General features: G+C 37.1%; 14 protein-coding genes, 1 other RNA gene and 1 riboswitch. Of the genes, 10 read left to right on the top strand and 5 right to left on the bottom strand.

Features of this window, described 5'->3' with window-relative positions:
• The first annotated feature begins 25 nt into the window (after positions 1 to 25).
• The 6 genes from dapA (at position 26) to E0Y80_RS10925 (ending at position 6,348) form a co-directional block, all read left to right on the top strand.
• The gene (dapA, locus tag E0Y80_RS10950) at positions 26 to 904 is read left to right on the top strand and encodes a 4-hydroxy-tetrahydrodipicolinate synthase (protein ID WP_156307702.1); all 879 of its coding nucleotides are present in this window, start codon (positions 26 to 28) and stop codon (positions 902 to 904) included.
• A 91-nt stretch (positions 905 to 995) separates the two neighbouring features.
• Complete coding sequence (locus E0Y80_RS10945; protein ID WP_197091562.1) at positions 996 to 1,424, top strand: hypothetical protein; 429 nt, start codon at positions 996 to 998, stop codon at positions 1,422 to 1,424.
• Positions 1,425 to 1,620: 196 nt separating this feature from the next.
• Positions 1,621 to 1,733: riboswitch (SAM riboswitch) on the top strand.
• A 246-nt stretch (positions 1,734 to 1,979) separates the two neighbouring features.
• Positions 1,980 to 3,287: an O-acetylhomoserine aminocarboxypropyltransferase/cysteine synthase family protein gene (locus E0Y80_RS10940; protein ID WP_156307701.1), complete on the top strand. Its 1,308-nt coding sequence runs from the start codon at positions 1,980 to 1,982 to the stop codon at positions 3,285 to 3,287.
• Positions 3,288 to 3,333: 46 nt separating this feature from the next.
• Positions 3,334 to 4,395, top strand: a complete 1,062-nt coding sequence (locus E0Y80_RS10935) for a homoserine O-acetyltransferase family protein (RefSeq protein WP_156307700.1) — start codon at positions 3,334 to 3,336, stop codon at positions 4,393 to 4,395.
• Complete coding sequence (locus E0Y80_RS10930) at positions 4,395 to 5,576, top strand: homoserine dehydrogenase (protein ID WP_156307699.1); 1,182 nt, start codon at positions 4,395 to 4,397, stop codon at positions 5,574 to 5,576. Before E0Y80_RS10935 ends, E0Y80_RS10930 begins: the two co-directional genes overlap by 1 nt.
• Before the next feature lie 589 nt (positions 5,577 to 6,165).
• Positions 6,166 to 6,348 (top strand): LPXTG cell wall anchor domain-containing protein, encoded by a 183-nt coding sequence (locus E0Y80_RS10925; RefSeq protein ID WP_156307698.1) that lies wholly within the window; start codon positions 6,166 to 6,168, stop codon positions 6,346 to 6,348.
• Between the two features lie 62 nt (positions 6,349 to 6,410).
• Here the strand turns inward: E0Y80_RS10925 and E0Y80_RS10920 are convergent, their stop codons facing one another.
• Complete coding sequence (locus E0Y80_RS10920; RefSeq protein ID WP_156307697.1) at positions 6,411 to 7,790, bottom strand: sigma-54-dependent transcriptional regulator; 1,380 nt, start codon at positions 7,788 to 7,790, stop codon at positions 6,411 to 6,413.
• Positions 7,791 to 7,834: 44 nt separating this feature from the next.
• Positions 7,835 to 8,203, bottom strand: an RNA gene (gene rnpB / locus E0Y80_RS10915) — RNase P RNA component class A.
• 197 nt (positions 8,204 to 8,400) lie between these two features.
• Between rnpB and E0Y80_RS10910 the strand changes: the two genes are divergently transcribed.
• Both E0Y80_RS10910 and E0Y80_RS20765 read left to right on the top strand, forming a co-directional pair.
• Positions 8,401 to 8,682 (top strand): hypothetical protein, encoded by a 282-nt coding sequence (locus E0Y80_RS10910; RefSeq protein WP_156307696.1) that lies wholly within the window; start codon positions 8,401 to 8,403, stop codon positions 8,680 to 8,682.
• Positions 8,679 to 8,807: a FimD/PapC N-terminal domain-containing protein gene (locus E0Y80_RS20765; RefSeq protein WP_231596021.1), complete on the top strand. Its 129-nt coding sequence runs from the start codon at positions 8,679 to 8,681 to the stop codon at positions 8,805 to 8,807. The genes E0Y80_RS10910 and E0Y80_RS20765 overlap by 4 nt, the downstream gene beginning before the upstream one ends.
• Positions 8,808 to 8,907: 100 nt before the next feature.
• Here E0Y80_RS20765 and E0Y80_RS10905 read toward each other — a convergent pair whose 3' ends face one another.
• The 3 genes from E0Y80_RS10905 to argS are packed head-to-tail and all read right to left on the bottom strand — an operon-like array spanning position 8,908 to position 12,961.
• Complete coding sequence (locus tag E0Y80_RS10905) at positions 8,908 to 10,104, bottom strand: BaiN/RdsA family NAD(P)/FAD-dependent oxidoreductase (RefSeq protein WP_156307695.1); 1,197 nt, start codon at positions 10,102 to 10,104, stop codon at positions 8,908 to 8,910.
• Positions 10,104 to 11,177 carry a Gfo/Idh/MocA family oxidoreductase gene (locus E0Y80_RS10900; RefSeq protein WP_156307694.1) on the bottom strand — a complete coding sequence of 358 codons (1,074 nt, stop codon included), beginning with the start codon at positions 11,175 to 11,177 and terminating at the stop codon, positions 10,104 to 10,106. Before E0Y80_RS10900 ends, E0Y80_RS10905 begins: the two co-directional genes overlap by 1 nt.
• 2 nt (positions 11,178 to 11,179) lie before the next feature.
• Positions 11,180 to 12,961 (bottom strand): arginine--tRNA ligase, encoded by a 1,782-nt coding sequence (argS, locus tag E0Y80_RS10895; RefSeq protein WP_156307693.1) that lies wholly within the window; start codon positions 12,959 to 12,961, stop codon positions 11,180 to 11,182.
• A 109-nt stretch (positions 12,962 to 13,070) separates the two neighbouring features.
• Between argS and E0Y80_RS10890 the strand changes: the two genes are divergently transcribed.
• Together E0Y80_RS10890 and E0Y80_RS10885 are read left to right on the top strand one after the other, a co-directional pair.
• Positions 13,071 to 14,462 (top strand): arginine decarboxylase, encoded by a 1,392-nt coding sequence (locus E0Y80_RS10890; RefSeq protein WP_156307692.1) that lies wholly within the window; start codon positions 13,071 to 13,073, stop codon positions 14,460 to 14,462.
• Positions 14,463 to 14,654: 192 nt separating this feature from the next.
• Positions 14,655 to 15,746 (top strand): MBL fold metallo-hydrolase, encoded by a 1,092-nt coding sequence (locus tag E0Y80_RS10885; protein WP_156307790.1) that lies wholly within the window; start codon positions 14,655 to 14,657, stop codon positions 15,744 to 15,746.
• Positions 15,747 to 15,752: the final 6 nt, after the last annotated feature.

The following is a 15,752-nucleotide window of genomic DNA, read 5'->3' as shown; positions in this document are numbered from 1 at the left end:
ATAAAAATAATAATATAGAAAAACGATGAACGAGCTTCAAGGTGCGGGAGTAGCATTGGTAACACCATTCCATGCGGACGGCACAGTAGATTACGACACTTTAGGGAATTTGATAGATTATCAAATTCAAGGAGGAATTGATTATTTGGTATCCTTGGGTACAACTGGCGAGACAGCTACCCTTACTCCAGATGAGCGAAAGAAGGTGTGGGCATTTACTTCCAAGCATGTGAACAAGCGTATTCCTCTTGTTGCTGGAATCGGGGGCAACCATACACAAGAGATTGTTGAACAAGTCAAGAATTTTGAGCTGTTGGATTATGTTGCCATCCTTTCTGTATCGCCATATTATAACAAACCGACGCAAGAAGGTATCTACCAACATTACAAGGCTATTGCTGAAGCATCTAAGCTTCCAATCATACTTTATAACGTTCCTGGCAGAACGGGTTCCAATATTTTGCCTGCTACCACGGTGAGGCTTGCAAGGGATTTTAAAAATATCGTTGCCACAAAAGAGGCATCCGGTAATTTTGCTCAATTCAGTGAGATATTAAGAGATAAGCCTAAAGATTTTCTTTTAATCTCAGGCGATGATCCTATCACTTTACCAATGATGGCAATGGGTGCTTCGGGAATAATTTCTGTAGTTGGCAACGCCTACCCTACAAAAGTTGCAGCAATGGCACATCTATGCCGCGAAGGAAACTATAATGAAGCTAGGGCAATCCATTTAGAATTGTTGAAGATCATCGATCTTTGCTTTATAGAAGGTAATCCTGCTGGCGTTAAATACATTTTAGAGAAAAAAGGAATAGGTCAAGATCATGTGAGGCTTCCAATCGTTCCTGTAAGCTCCAAAACTAAAGAGGCGATCGATGCAGAGATGCAGCTACTAGGATAAAAAAATAACGAGGTTGGCTATATTAAATGGCCAACCTTTTTTAATTTTAGGTATTCTTTTTGTTAACGATATTGAAATTGAATTAAGAAAAATGGAAACTAACCAAAAGCCCAGCAACAGAACCTCAGGATTCAAGAAATTCATTAGTTGGTTTTTACTGATTATATTTCTAGCGTTTGCTGGATTCGTTTACTGGAAATATTATTTTGTATTTGGAGAAGGTGTAAAATCAGGCACTTTGAATTATGCAGTAAAAAAAGGAAATCTCTTCAAAACCTATGAGGGTAAGTTAATTCAGGAAGGGATACGTTCGCAGAAAACGGGAACCGGTCTATCGAGCAATGAGTTTGAGTTTTCTATAGAAAGTGATTCTGTATTCCATATTCTAGAGCTAAATAGCGGAAAGGCATTCGATTTGCATTATAAGGAATTTCACGGTGTATTACCTTGGCGAGGCAACACACGATATGTTGTTGATAAAATTATACAGATGCATGATATAAAGTCAAGCAGTTTTTAAAAATTCTGTACCCAATCGATGAACTTCAATCTCTAGTTCGTGTGAAAACGAAAAAGGATTGAAGTTTTTTATGTTAATTTAGTCTCCTATACAAGGTTTTTCAGAAAAAGATTGCAAAATTAAATTTCGTAGACTATATTTGCGGAGTACTTCGATAGTGGTACACTAATCATTACCCTTCTAAAAGAATGGTCTTGATTTATAAAGAAGTGGCGAGAGACTGGCTCTATGACCCACTGGCAACCTTCAATAGGATTGAAAAGGTGCCAATTCCTGTCCGAGGCAATAAAGCCCAGGAGCATATAAATAAAATAGACTATGACTTCAAAATTTTCAAAATCGGAATTATTGTATCTTGTTGGTAAACCAACAAAGAATTCATCCAATCTATTTATTTCTAACTGTTGTATTTGTATTTCACGAATGCGATAGTCGTCCATGGCCTCTTAATTTCTGTGATATTTAGAAATTAGGGTCCAAAAAAAGACGACCAAAAACAATAGCTATAGGATAAAAAAATACTCATTTTACTAAAATCAATTAACATTATAAAAAATGGCAGATAATAAAAACCTTAAATTCGAAACATTACAAGTACATGCTGGACAAGAAGTAGATCCTACGACTGGTTCAAGAGCATTACCTATATATCAAACGTCATCATACGTATTTGAAAATGCAGAGCACGGTGCAAATCTTTTTGCATTAAAGCAATTTGGGAATATCTATACCCGAATTATGAATCCTACAACGGATGTATTTGAAAAACGTATAGCAGCCTTAGAGGGCGGTGTTGCAGCAGTTGCTGTTGCCTCAGGGCAGGCAGCGCAGTTTATTGCCTTAACAAACATTCTTGAAGCGGGTGAAAACTTCGTTTCTGGATCCAATTTATACGGTGGTACCTACAATCAATTCAAGGTGTCCTTTAAGAGATTGGGTATTGAAGCAAGATTTGCAGAAGATACAGATGCCGATAAAATCGAAGCATTGATTGACGATAAAACTAAAGCAATCTATGTTGAAACAATCGGTAATCCTAGCTACAACATTCCTGATTTTGAGCGTATCGCATCAGTTGCAAAAAAACATGACCTTCCATTAATCGTTGATAATACTTTCGGTGCAGGCGGATATCTATTCAAGCCTTTGGAGCATGGAGCCAATGTGGTTGTTGAATCGGCGACGAAATGGATCGGTGGACACGGAACTAGTATTGGTGGTGTAATTATCGACGGTGGTAACTACAATTGGGGCAATGGTAAATTTAAACAATTCTCAGAACCTTCTGAAGGATACCATGGATTAGTATTCTCGGATGTCTTTGGCGAAGGAGGACCTTTTGGAAACATACAGTTTGCTATCCGTGCAAGAGTTGAAGGATTAAGAGATTTCGGCCCTGCCCTATCTCCGTTTAACTCCTTCCTATTAGTTCAAGGATTAGAGACTTTATCATTGCGCGTTCAGCGTCATGTTGACAATACATTAGAAATAGCACAATGGTTGGATGCACATCCACAAGTTGAACATGTGAGCTATCCAGGACTTAAAAACCATCCGTATCACCAAAATGCACAGAAATATCTTAAAAATGGATACGGTGCAGTGTTGTCATTTACAGTTAAAGGTGGTGTTGAGAAAGCAAATGAGTTTATAGATTCATTAGAATTGATTAGCCATTTAGCGAATGTCGGTGATGCGAAATCATTGATTATTCATCCTGCTGCAACTACGCATCAACAATTGAGCGATGCAGATCAGAAAAAAGCAGGTGTTGCACCTGGACAGTTAAGATTATCGGTAGGTATTGAGCATATAGACGATATTAAAGCAGATTTAGCACAAGCATTTGACAAGATCAAGTAAGGGTGGGACCTTATTTGATTTTTATGGAGGAAGATAATTTAAAAGAATGAGTGTAAAGACTTTCGGATATAGCCAAGATTTCGAATTAGAGAGTGGTAAAAAATTGGCAAATCTACAGATTGCTTACCATAGTTATGGGGAGTTGAATGCAGATAAATCCAATGTGGTATGGGTATGCCATGCACTGACCGCCAATTCAGATGTATTTGACTGGTGGCCGGGCTTATTTGGTGAAAACGAACTATTTAACGATAAGGATTATTTTATTATTTGCGCTAATGTTCTGGGTTCCCATTATGGCACGACCAATCCCCTATCCGTCAACCCTGAAACGAATTTGCCCTATTATTCCGAATTTCCACAATTCACGATCAGGGACATTGTAAAAGCGCATCAATTGTTGGCAGATCATTTAGGAATTTCTGAGATCAACACGTTGATTGGGGGATCATTGGGGGGACAGCAAGCTTTGGAATGGACCGTTTCTAAAACCATCAAAATCCATAATTTAATTGCTATCGGCACGAATGCATTCTTTTCACCATGGGGTATCGCATTCAATGAGAGCCAACGATTAGCTATTGAAGCAGATTCAACATTCGGAGAGCAAAAGCCTGATGCTGGCTTAAATGGTCTGAAGGCGGCTCGAAGTATGGCTTTATTATCCTATAGAACTTATAATGCTTACGGAACGACACAAGTAGAATCAGATCATGACAAGACAGATTCCTATAAAGCGTCGTCCTATCAGGCATATCAAGGAGATAAATTAGTACGCAGGTTTAATGCATTCTCCTATTGGTATCTTACCAAAGCTATGGATAGCCATCATTTAGGTCGGGGACGTGGACAGGTTGAGCAAGTATTAGGATCTATCGAGGGTGTCAATTCCTTGATTATAGGGATTCCATCTGATGTTTTATTCCCACCTTCAGAGCAAGAATTCATAGCTAATAACATCCCAAATGCAGAATATTATGAGTTACATTCATTTTTTGGGCATGACGGATTTTTAATTGAAACTAAAACACTTACTCAAGTCATCAGTAACTTTCTTGAGAAACATAATACAAAAGCGGAAAATCACTTAAATTTAATTAAAGAATAATGAGTAAGAAACTTACCATCGGGATGTTTGGATTTGGTGTGGTGGGACAAGGTTTATACGATATCATAAAAACAAAAAACCTAAATTTAGAAATCAAGAAATTCGTAATCAAAAATGCAGATAAGAAAAGGACACTTCCTGCAGAATTGTTTACAACTGATGCCAATGCGATTTTAGAAGATCCTGAGATCAATACTGTAGTTGAATTAATTGATGATGCAGATGCTGCATTTGAGATTACCAAAAGAGCCTTAACATCAGGAAAGAACGTTGTTTCGGCAAATAAAAAAATGATTGCCACACATCTTGAGGAGTTGACAGAAATACAGAATCAGCATGGCACATCATTATTGTATGAAGGTGCTGTTTGTGGAAGTATTCCAATTATCAGGAATTTGGAAGAATATTATGATAACGAATTGCTTCATTCTATCAGCGGTATCTTTAACGGTTCTTCAAACTATATTCTATCGAAGATTTTTAATGAGAACCAAAGTTATGACTCGGCATTGAAAAAAGCTCAGGAATTAGGCTTTGCGGAAACGGATCCAACCCTGGATGTCGGTGGTTATGATCCTAAATATAAACTTGCTATAGTTGCATCGCATGCATACGGATTATATATCAATCCGGATGAGATTCTGAATTTGGGTATTGACACTTTAGGCAATGCAGATATCCGTTATGCTAGAGAAAAGAACTATAAGATTAAGTTAATTCCATTGGCAAAAGAAATTGATAATCATCGTGTAGTACTTTATGTTTTACCAAAATTCATTTCCAAGGATAATATTCTTCAGAATGTTGAAAATGAATACAATGGTGTATTAGTAAAGGCTGCATTTGCAGATGAGCAATTCTTTTATGGAAAAGGTGCTGGTGGCCATCCTACAGGATCTGCAGTTCTATCGGATATAGCAGCTTTGAGATACGATTATAAGTATGAGTACAAGAAGCATTTGGAGAGTCAGGAATTGACTTATTCTACGGATTATACGTTTAAAGTTTACTTCCGTTATGAAGATGAGGATGTTTTAGAGAACATTACTTTTGCTAATATTTCTGAACGCTTCTATAGCGATGATCATAAATATGTTATCGGTACCATAAATCTTCAAGAAATTATTGAGAAAAGAGACCTTATTCATCAACAAGGGAATTTTCTAGCTGAAATATTGTAATGCTAGAAACGAGTGTCTTTTCGAGGTTTCCACTCTCATTTCACCACACAGTCATTCCAGATCTAAAGTTCTGGAAACCATCTCTTAGTGCAAATACTAAAAGCTAAATCTGCCGCAGGGCATGGCTTCTAGAGCGTGAAATTTGGGCTTGAAATGGTTTCCATGCCTTACGGCATGGAATGACAGCGTCCTTGGGGGGAGGAAGGGGTAAAATGGATAAAATGGTCCCTTCAAAAGGGGACCATTTTATCCATTTTACCGTCTAACCAACAAAAAAAATTGTCATTCCAGAGCTTTAGCTCTGGAAACTATTTCTTAGCGACTATATAGATCCTAAACCTTTAAACTAGTCGGTTTCGATGCTAAGGTGTATTAAATTGGTATTCATGTCTTAAGACATGGAATTACCAAATTTCCTGAGGAGATTAAGCTTCATGCTCAAAAAAGCTTTGTTTTATAGTAAAATTTATGTTACAGTAATGATTTATGGCATTTAATAGGTTAAATAATCGTTAAAACATTTGCTTTGTCATGATTTTTGCATTATATTATCCGTATTAATAAAATAAACTTAAAAATCTATTTGATCATGAGAAAGTGGAATGTGTTAGTGCTACTAAATGCAGTATCTATTGGTTTGTTTGCACAGGACAGCACCAAAGCTAGCACTGGTGAGGGATCTGCATTAGGGTACATCATAATCGGTATTGTAGTTTTGACTGTAGCTATTTATATGTTATATAGCCGTCAGAAAAGAAAATACAACGATTAAAAAATTAAAAGTAGTATAACTAATAAAAAGAAAGGCCTGATGAACATCAGGCCTTTATAATTTTAGTCTCTTTTCAAACCGAATTTTTCGATTTTACTGTATAAATGACTTCGTTGAATATCTAGATCATCTGCAGTCTTCGATACGTTCCAATTGTTTCTTTCAAGTTTATATTTAATGAATTCACATTCAGAGAAGTCTTTAAAATCTTGGAAAGAAGTAAACTGTTCCATATCGAAACCATTTGAGGCAGGAGCACTTCCATTATGAATAACAGGCGCCGGACCACCAGGGTTTGCAAATTTCAAAACGTCTTCCTCAGTTATTTTCTTATCACAAAGAATAATCAAACGTTCGATCATGTTTCTTAGTTCACGGATATTTCCAGTCCAAGGCAATGATTGTAAAGCTTTCATAGCGTCTGGCGTAAATGCTTTGACAGGCATGCTGTACTCAGCACAGATTTCTTCACAGAAAGCATTCGCTAAAGTTGGGATATCGTCTTTTCTGTCTGCTAAAGAAGGAACGTGAATCAAAATCACACTTAATCGATGGTATAAGTCCATACGGAAATTGCCGTCTTCGATTTCCTTTAGAAGATCTTTATTTGTTGCGGCAATTACACGCACATTAACATCGATTTCCTTCTCGCCCCCTACTCTAGTGATTTTATTTTCTTGCAAAGCACGTAAAACCTTTGCTTGAGCAGAAAGGCTCATATCTCCAATCTCATCAAGGAATAATGTTCCGTTGTTAGCTTGTTCAAATTTACCGATACGTTGTTTGACAGCAGAGGTAAATGAACCTTTTTCGTGTCCAAATAATTCAGACTCGATTAATTCCGATGGGATTGCCGCACAGTTGACCTCTACTAAAGTGGAGCTTGAACGTCCAGATTTTTCGTGCAACCAACGAGCAACAAGTTCCTTACCAGCACCATTCGCACCTGTAATAAGTACGCGTGCTTCAGTTGGCGCAACTTTATCAATGGTATCTTTAATTAAATTTATACCAGAAGATTCACCTAAAATCTCTTTGGTTTTGGAGATTTTACGTTTAAGGACCTTTGTTTCTTTCACTAAAGACCCTCTTTCAAGGGCATTTCTTACAGTGATTAGTAGACGATTAAGGTCTAGCGGTTTTTCAAGGAAATCAAAGGCTCCTTTTCTAGCTGCTTCAACAGCAGTTTCAATTGTACCATGACCCGATATCATGATAAAAGGGATATCGGAAAATTCCTTTGCGGCGGTCAGGACTTCCATACCGTCCATTTTATTCATCTTGATATCACATAATACCAAGTCAATTTTCTCTTTTTGAAGGATTTTTAGACCGTCTTCACCGTTGTCCACATCAAGGACTTTGTAGTCCTCATATTCTAAGATATCTCTTAGTGAGCTACGGATTGGGCGCTCATCATCAATAATTAATACTGTCGTCATAACTTACCAAAATATTTATAGGTACAGAACATGTTCTAATATAAAAAGAAGCAAACCTTGTAAGCCGGGTTCTGTATTCTAAAATAAGAATTTCTATCATTTATCTAGGTTTGCATTCACATGCAAACTCAATCAACCTACCCATTGCAATTACCCGAAGGTAGAAAACGGGTCGCTTTCTGATCTTGCAACCTATTTGGTCTTTCAACATACGAGGTTTACCGAGATATATGTTACCATATAAATCCGTGAGCTCTTACCTCACGTTTTCACCCTTACCCCGAAAGGCGGTATATTTTCTGTGGCACTTGCTGTCTAATCCTAAAATTAGCCTTCCCGTTAGGAAGCGTATTACCCTATGTTGCCCGGACTTTCCTCTCCATATCAAATGCAGCGATAGAACCAGTTTGCTTCGATGTGCAAAACTACGAAAAATTCAATGGAATAAGCTATTCTATACCCCCTCAACAGCCTCGAAACATAAATAAATAATATTTAAATATTTTTCAATATTACTTGTAGCGTAATTAATTTTTCCTCCGTTATAGGATAAAACATAAGTCGACTAGATGTTATTTTAACTTAATATTAATTTTATTTATTTTTCAAAATGAAAACTACTACATTTTTAAGAACATTATTAGCAATTACCACACTTAGCGCTGCATTAACATCGATGTCATGTACTGATGATAAGGAAAAAGAAAAGGTAAAACCTAAATCGATCGAAATTTCTTATAAAATCACTACAAAAGAAAAAGATCCTAAATTAGTTAAGCTTTCGGTATCTAATACCAAGGGCATCGATTCAGCCATTACAAAAGGATTGAAAATTCCAATGGAAGTGAAAGTAAGAAGAGCAACCCCTTCAAAAAATTCAGCAATAAAATGAAAGCAGAATTTGAAAAGCCAGGTAAGTATCAATTCGAAATTCTTGTAAACAATAAATCAGCAAAGAAAAATGAAATAACTGTAACTGATGTTAAAAAAGAATCTGTATTGGAACATAAATTTTAAGCTTTTCCGAAATTATATTTAGACTACTCCTTACCCAATACAATTACCAGGCTGTACTTTATGTACGGCCTTTTTTAATGAATTAAAATTGATTGAATAATTATAAATCTTGTGCAATTGCATAGCCTGCAGCCCATGCCCATTGGAAATTATAGCCCCCAAGCCAACCGGTAATATCAACGGCTTCTCCACCAAAATACATTCCTTTACATTTCTTGCTTTCTAAGGTTTTGGGATTTAACTCATCAGTGGCAATACCCCCACGCATTACTTCAGCTTTATCATAGCCTTTATCACCTGCTGGCTTAACCTTAAACTTATGTATAAAATCAATGATCTGTTTGGCATCAGCTTTACTTAAGGATGCAATTTTTAAATGTATTGGCAGGAATTGACCTAATGCTTCGACCATTTTTTTGGTAAAATAATCATTCAGCAACTGTCCGACGGTTCTTTTCCCTCCAAGATTACGTTCCTCTTTGATTAGGTTTTCGAGTTTAAATTTTGGCAACAGATCTATCGTAAAATCTTGCCCTGGTTTCCAATAAGAAGAAATCTGAAGAATGGCAGGACCACTCAGTCCCCAATGTGTAAAAAGAATATTCTCTTCGAAGCTTATTTTATCATTGTAAACTCGGGAAAAAACAGAGTTTCCCGCCAATGAAGCATACCAATCCGCGTCTTTACCTGTTATGGTTAATGGTACTAATGCAGGAGCAGTTTCAACAATCCTTAAGTCATACTTTTTAGCAATCCGAAGAGCGAAATCCGAAGCTCCTAATTTGGCTACGGGAAGTCCTCCTGTAGCAAGGACGACTTTTTTTGCGGAAATTAAAGACTCTTTCCCGTCCTTTTCGAGCTTAACAATATAACCATCATCGGATTTATCAAGAGCTTTAACTAAGGTATTCAGCATAAGATCTTGTCCGGTATCAAACATGAGCTTAGTAAATACCGCTACAACATCTTTTGCCTTATTGCTTGTCGGAAAAAGTTGGCCTAGAGTTTTTTCCTGGCCACTTATGTTTCCAAAGTTTTCAAAGAAATTTATAGTATCATCCACGGTCCATTGAGCGAAAACCGCATTTAAGAATTTAGGATTTTCAGAAACAAAGTTGTCAGTAGACGTATAGATATTTGTAAAATTACAACGCCCACCACCGGAGATTAATATTTTGGCACCAGGCTTATCATTTCTTTCTATCAAAAGCGTGCGCTTACCCAATAGCCCCGCCTGCACGGAACACATCAGTCCACATGCACCAGCACCTATAATAACCGCATCAAATTCTTTCATTAGGAGATCAATTCGCCTTCCAAAGATATAGTCCTTTGCTCTGCCCAAGACTTTTCGGCAAGTTCAAGGATACGGATTACATCCCTAGCTTGTTCGGGTTTAATAAATAAGTCTTCCTCCCCTTTTATGGCAGAAACAATATTTTTATAAAAATCCTGTCCGGAACCTGTTTCACTTTCAATTTTCTCTTCCACATCTTTCCCATCTTCCAGGATAGCAATTGTTCCCTGGAAGGCAGGGTCTTCTTTTCCCCAATTTGGAACAGATGATGGGGATATCCCATCTCTCAACAGGGCTTCTTGCGGATCGACCCCCCATTTTACGAAACAACCATTCATACCATAAACGGCATATCTAGCGGTAGAAATCTTCGCTAACATTTGCCCTTTTAAAGACACTTTAATTCCAGGGTAGGAAAGGATAAATTCAAAATCATCAATAGCTTTTGCACCGTCACGTTGAACCCTTAGGTCAGCAAAGATGGCATTCGGTTTCCCAAATACAAGTAAGGCTTGATCAATGAGGTGAGCGCCTAGATCATAGTGGATACCTGAACCTGGAAGGTTCTCTTCACGCCATGCCCCTGCTCTTAAGAAATTACGGAAACGATCGTACCGTGCTTCATAGTTTACCACTCTTCCCAATCTTCCAGATTCGATCACTTTTTTCACTGTTTTAAAATCAGAATGGAAACGTGCGTTATGATGTACCGAAAGTATCAGGTTCTTTTCTTTTGCTAATGCAATTAATTCATCAGCCTCAGCGCTATAGTTGGTAAAGGGTTTTTCAACAACGACATGCTTTCCGGCTTCTAATGCTGCTTTTGCCAGGCTAAAATGAACATCGTTGGATGTAGCAATAGCTACAATATCAACTTCAGGGTCGTTGATTATTTCATCTGCGGAAAGTACAGCAATAGCACTTGGATATCTCTCCGCCAACATCTTCTGTTGTTCAGGTTTGCGAGCTGTAACTTTATATAATTCAAGGTCTGGATTTCCATCAATAAATGGGGCATGAAAAACATGCCCACCTATAGAAAATCCGATTAATCCTACTTTTAGTTTTTTCATTCTTACATTCTTTCAGGAACTTCTATACCTAATAAGTTCATGCTTTCGGCAATAACCTTAGCTGCAGAAGCAGAGAGTTGGAGACGAAATCCTTTAACGTTTTCATCTTCAGCTTTTAGGATAGTTTCCTCGTGGTAAAATTTATTATAAAGCTTAGCTAAATCATAAGCATAATTAGCCAACTGAGCAGGACTGAATTCCTTTGCCGATGCTTCAATAATGGCAGGATAATTTGCTAAAGCTTGAATTAGATCACGTTCATAGGAAGATATCGACGCAGGAACCTTAATATCTCCAGCTTTATAATCTGCCTTACGAAGGACAGATTTGATGCGGGCATGCGTGTATTGCACAAATGGACCGGTATGACCCTGGAAATCAACAGATTCATTGGGATCAAATAGTAGTCGTTTTTTAGGGTCAACTTTTAATAAGAAATATTTCAAAGCACCCATACCAATAGTTTGATAAAGGCTTATTTTCTCCTCGTCATTAAAACCCTCAGTCTTCCCTAACTCTTCAGTTCTTTCTTTTGCTGTCTCAATCATCTCTGCCATTAAATCATCTGCATCAACGACAGTTCCTTCTCTAGATTTCATTTTGCCAGAAGGCAGGTCAACCATGCCATAAGAAAGATGATATAAACCATTAGCCCATACCTTCCCTAATTTTTTCAGGATGGCGAACAATACTTTGAAGTGGTAATCTTGCTCATTTCCAACAACATAAATAGACTCGTCCATTTTAAACTCATCGTATTTTAATTGCGCAGTTCCAAGATCTTGGGTGATATAAACAGAAGTTCCGTCGCCACGTAAAACAAGTTTTTGATCAAGCCCTTCATCGGTCAGGTCAATCCAAACAGAGTTGTCCTCTTTTTTAAAGAAGACACCTTTTTCTAATCCCTCCTGAATAATATCCTTACCTAATAGGTAGGTTTCAGACTCGTAATAAAATTTATCAAAGTCAACACCAAGTTGTTTGTATGTTTTATCGAAGCCAGCATATACCCATCCATTCATGGTTTTCCAAAGATTTAATACCTGTTCATCTCCGGCTTCCCATTTTTGAAGCATGCTTTGAGCCTCCTTAATTAAAGGAGCGTTCTTTTTAGCATCATCTTCAGATTGGCCTTCAAGTTTTAATGCTTCGATTTCTTTCTTGTATTCCTTGTCGAAAACCACATAGTATTTACCCACCAAATGGTCTCCTTTTAAATCTGCAGATTGAGGAGTTTCACCATTTCCGAATTTCTCCCAAGCCAGCATAGACTTACAGATATGGATTCCACGATCGTTAACGAGATTGGCTTTTACGACATCGTAGCCATAAGCCTTTAGGATTTCTGCGACAGAATATCCTAAAAGGTTGTTACGAATATGTCCTAAGTGTAAAGGTTTGTTGGTATTTGGAGAAGAATACTCCACCATTAATTTCTTACCATTTTTTGGGAACTTCCCAAAAGAGTCAGCAAGGATGCTGCTGTTCAACAAATCTATCCAGTATCCATCAGAGAAACTAAGGTTTAGGAAACCTTTAATGACATTGAAATCATTGATCTCCTGGATGTTTTCCTTTAAAAAAGTACCTATTTCATTTCCAGTAACTTCCGGAGATTTTTTAGAAAATCGGGTAACCGGAAATACAACTAAAGTGATTTGACCTTCAAATTCTTTTCTAGTCTCTTGTAACGCAAGTTGCGATGCAGGGATTTCTGCTCCATATAATGCGCTCACCGCTTCGACTGTCTTCTCAATAAGCAGTTCTTGGATTGATTTTGCCATGTAAATATTTCGTAATATTCGTAACTTTCTGATAATGAATTTAAAAAATAACGCTTTGTTTATTTAGGTATTCATTACGAAAGCATATCTTTGCCAAAAATAATAAAAAATGCAGAGCTATCAGGAATTTCTTGACTTAAGTGTTGGTTTTCCGCAAGACGGATTCGATATCATCGATGACGAATTGTACTTCCACGATTTGAATTTGATGGAAATGATAGAAACGTACGGTACGCCCTTACGTTTTACTTATTTACCTATAATCAGTAAAAAGATTCAACAAGCGAAGATTTTATTTCAAACAGCAATGTTGAAATACAATTACCGTGGATCTTACAAATACTGTTACTGTACTAAATCTTCGCATTTCAAGCATATCGTTGAAGAGGCATTGAAGAATGATATCCACTTGGAGACTTCTTCTGCATTTGATATGCCGATGATCGATGCTTTAGAAAGACAAGGCAAGGTAACTAAGGACATTACCGTCATCTGTAATGGATTTAAGACTTATCAATACAAACAATATATCGTGGATATGTTGCACGATGGATACCATAATATTATCCCGGTATTGGATAATAAGGAGGAATTCAACATGTATGATGATGAGGTTGAATTATCTGAACCTTGCAACTTAGGTATTCGTATTGCTGCTGAAGAGCAACCTGATTCTCAGTTCTATACTTCAAGGTTAGGGATCAGAATGGAGGACGTAATTGACTTTTATAACAGCAAAATCGTTGAAAACCCTCATTTCAAAGTGAAATTATTACATTTCTTTATCAACTCCGGTATTTCGGATACACCTTACTATTGGAATGAGTTGGAGAAATATGTTACACTATACTGTAAGTTCAAAAAGATCAATCCTGATCTAGATACCTTGGATATTGGCGGAGGAATGCCATTCAAAGATTCATTAGTTCATGATTTCGATTATGAGTATATGGTCAATGAGATTGTTAACCGCATCAAACAGATCTGTGCACACCACGAAGTTGTTGAACCGGATATTATTACAGAATTTGGAAAATATACCGTTGCCGAAGCTTCAGGAATTTTATACAAGGTATTAGGAAGAAAACAACAGAATGATCGTGAAAAATGGTTAATGTTGGATGGTTCATTTATTACGAATTTACCAGATGTCTGGGCATTAAACCAGAAATATATCCTACTTCCGATCAACAATTGGGATTCGGAATATGAAAGAGTTAACCTAGGAGGGATTACTTGTGATGGTCAAGATTATTACAATCAAGAGGCACATATGAACTCTGTTTTTATGCCAAAGACTCGTAAGGTTCAATATTTAGGATTCTTCCATACAGGTGCATACCAAGAAGTATTGAGCGGATATGGAGGTATTCACCATTGTTTACTTCCTTCCCCAAAGCATGTCCTTATTCGCAGGAATAGAGATGAAACTTTTAACTATGAGGTTTTCGGTGAAGAACAGAACTCTAAACAAGTAATGAAATTATTGGGCTATCAATAGCATACCCTTCATATACTAAAAAAAAGCAGGCTAAACAAAATAGCCTGCTTTTTTTCATTAAAAGAATTTAATTTGAAGGGATTACTTAATAACTATATTTATTAACTATTTTGAATTATATCCTTACAATCAGATTACAGAATATAGCGTAAATTGCGCCTCACTAACATGAAAAAGTTTTTTAAAATAGTTATGTATATATTACTTGCCCTAATATTAATTATTGGAGTGGCAGTTTATTTACTGAGCCGCTCTGAGCAGATGGGTTCATTGGCTTCAGGTGATCGCTTAAAACGTATGGAACATACTGCCACTTTTAAAAATGGCGTATATGATAATTTAGAAGTAACTCCAGCCATGAAAGAAGGAGTGAGTACTTTTTCGGTATTCATGCAGTTTTTCTTTGGAAAGGATAAAAGAAATGCACCATCCAAGCCTTTACCTGTTGATATCACTGATCTGAAAAGCATTCCCCTTTCGGAGAATGTATATGTTTGGTTTGGCCACTCTTCCTATTACCTCCAATTAGATGGTAAAAGAATATTGGTAGATCCTGTTTTTAGCGGACATGCTTCACCAATTCCAGGTAGTGTATCCGCATTCAATATGACCCATCAGTATACGGCAGAAGAAATGCCTGATATCGACATTTTAGTAATCACACACGACCATTGGGACCACTTGGATTACCCTACCATTAAAAAGTTAAAGCCTCGAGTGAAGGATGTTATCACCAGTATTGGGGTAGGCGCACATTTTGACAAATGGGGTTATCCTACCGAGCATGTTCATGAATTGTATTGGGGTGAAAGCTTAGATCTTGATTCGTTGAAATTTACAGCTACACCTGGAAGGCATTTTTCAGGAAGATGGCTAAAAAGAAATACAAGTCTGTGGTCATCATTTGTTGTTCAAACTGATTCAATGAAACTGTTTATAGGAGGAGATTCTGGATATGGTAAGCATTTTAAAGCCATTGGTGAGCAATATGGTCCATTCGACGTTGCCATTCTTGAGAACGGCCAATATAATGAGAACTGGAAGTACATTCACCTTATGCCCGAAGAGGCAATTACTGCTGCTCAAGAGCTCCAAACGAAAAATTTAATCCCCGTTCATAATTCTAAATTTCCATTAGCAAATCATGCTTGGGACGAACCATTAATTAGAATCAGCAAGGAGGCTAAGGATAAAAACTTTCCGATCTGGACCCCTAAAATGGGACAGATTATTTACTTAGACAAACCTAATGAATTGAAGGAATGGTGGATCGGAGTTGATTAATCACTC

Source organism: Sphingobacterium endophyticum (genome assembly GCF_009733535.1).
Lineage (GTDB): Bacteria > Bacteroidota > Bacteroidia > Sphingobacteriales > Sphingobacteriaceae > Sphingobacterium > Sphingobacterium endophyticum.
Note: the sequence above shows the minus strand (reverse complement) of the source record. Positions and strands in the feature narration are given on the sequence as shown.

Coding starts and splice junctions, on each gene's coding strand:
- E0Y80_RS20765 (WP_231596021.1), top strand. CDS start 8,679: ATGAAAGCAGAATTTGAAAAGCCAGGTAAGTATCAATTCGAAATTCTT.
- E0Y80_RS10920 (WP_156307697.1), bottom strand. CDS start 7,790: ATGACGACAGTATTAATTATTGATGATGAGCGCCCAATCCGTAGCTCA.
- E0Y80_RS10930 (WP_156307699.1), top strand. CDS start 4,395: ATGAGTAAGAAACTTACCATCGGGATGTTTGGATTTGGTGTGGTGGGA.
- E0Y80_RS10885 (WP_156307790.1), top strand. CDS start 14,655: ATGTATATATTACTTGCCCTAATATTAATTATTGGAGTGGCAGTTTAT.
- E0Y80_RS10890 (WP_156307692.1), top strand. CDS start 13,071: ATGCAGAGCTATCAGGAATTTCTTGACTTAAGTGTTGGTTTTCCGCAA.
- E0Y80_RS10910 (WP_156307696.1), top strand. CDS start 8,401: ATGAAAACTACTACATTTTTAAGAACATTATTAGCAATTACCACACTT.
- E0Y80_RS10900 (WP_156307694.1), bottom strand. CDS start 11,177: ATGAAAAAACTAAAAGTAGGATTAATCGGATTTTCTATAGGTGGGCAT.
- dapA (WP_156307702.1), top strand. CDS start 26: ATGAACGAGCTTCAAGGTGCGGGAGTAGCATTGGTAACACCATTCCAT.
- E0Y80_RS10925 (WP_156307698.1), top strand. CDS start 6,166: ATGAGAAAGTGGAATGTGTTAGTGCTACTAAATGCAGTATCTATTGGT.
- E0Y80_RS10935 (WP_156307700.1), top strand. CDS start 3,334: ATGAGTGTAAAGACTTTCGGATATAGCCAAGATTTCGAATTAGAGAGT.
- argS (WP_156307693.1), bottom strand. CDS start 12,961: ATGGCAAAATCAATCCAAGAACTGCTTATTGAGAAGACAGTCGAAGCG.
- E0Y80_RS10945 (WP_197091562.1), top strand. CDS start 996: ATGGAAACTAACCAAAAGCCCAGCAACAGAACCTCAGGATTCAAGAAA.
- E0Y80_RS10905 (WP_156307695.1), bottom strand. CDS start 10,104: ATGAAAGAATTTGATGCGGTTATTATAGGTGCTGGTGCATGTGGACTG.
- E0Y80_RS10940 (WP_156307701.1), top strand. CDS start 1,980: ATGGCAGATAATAAAAACCTTAAATTCGAAACATTACAAGTACATGCT.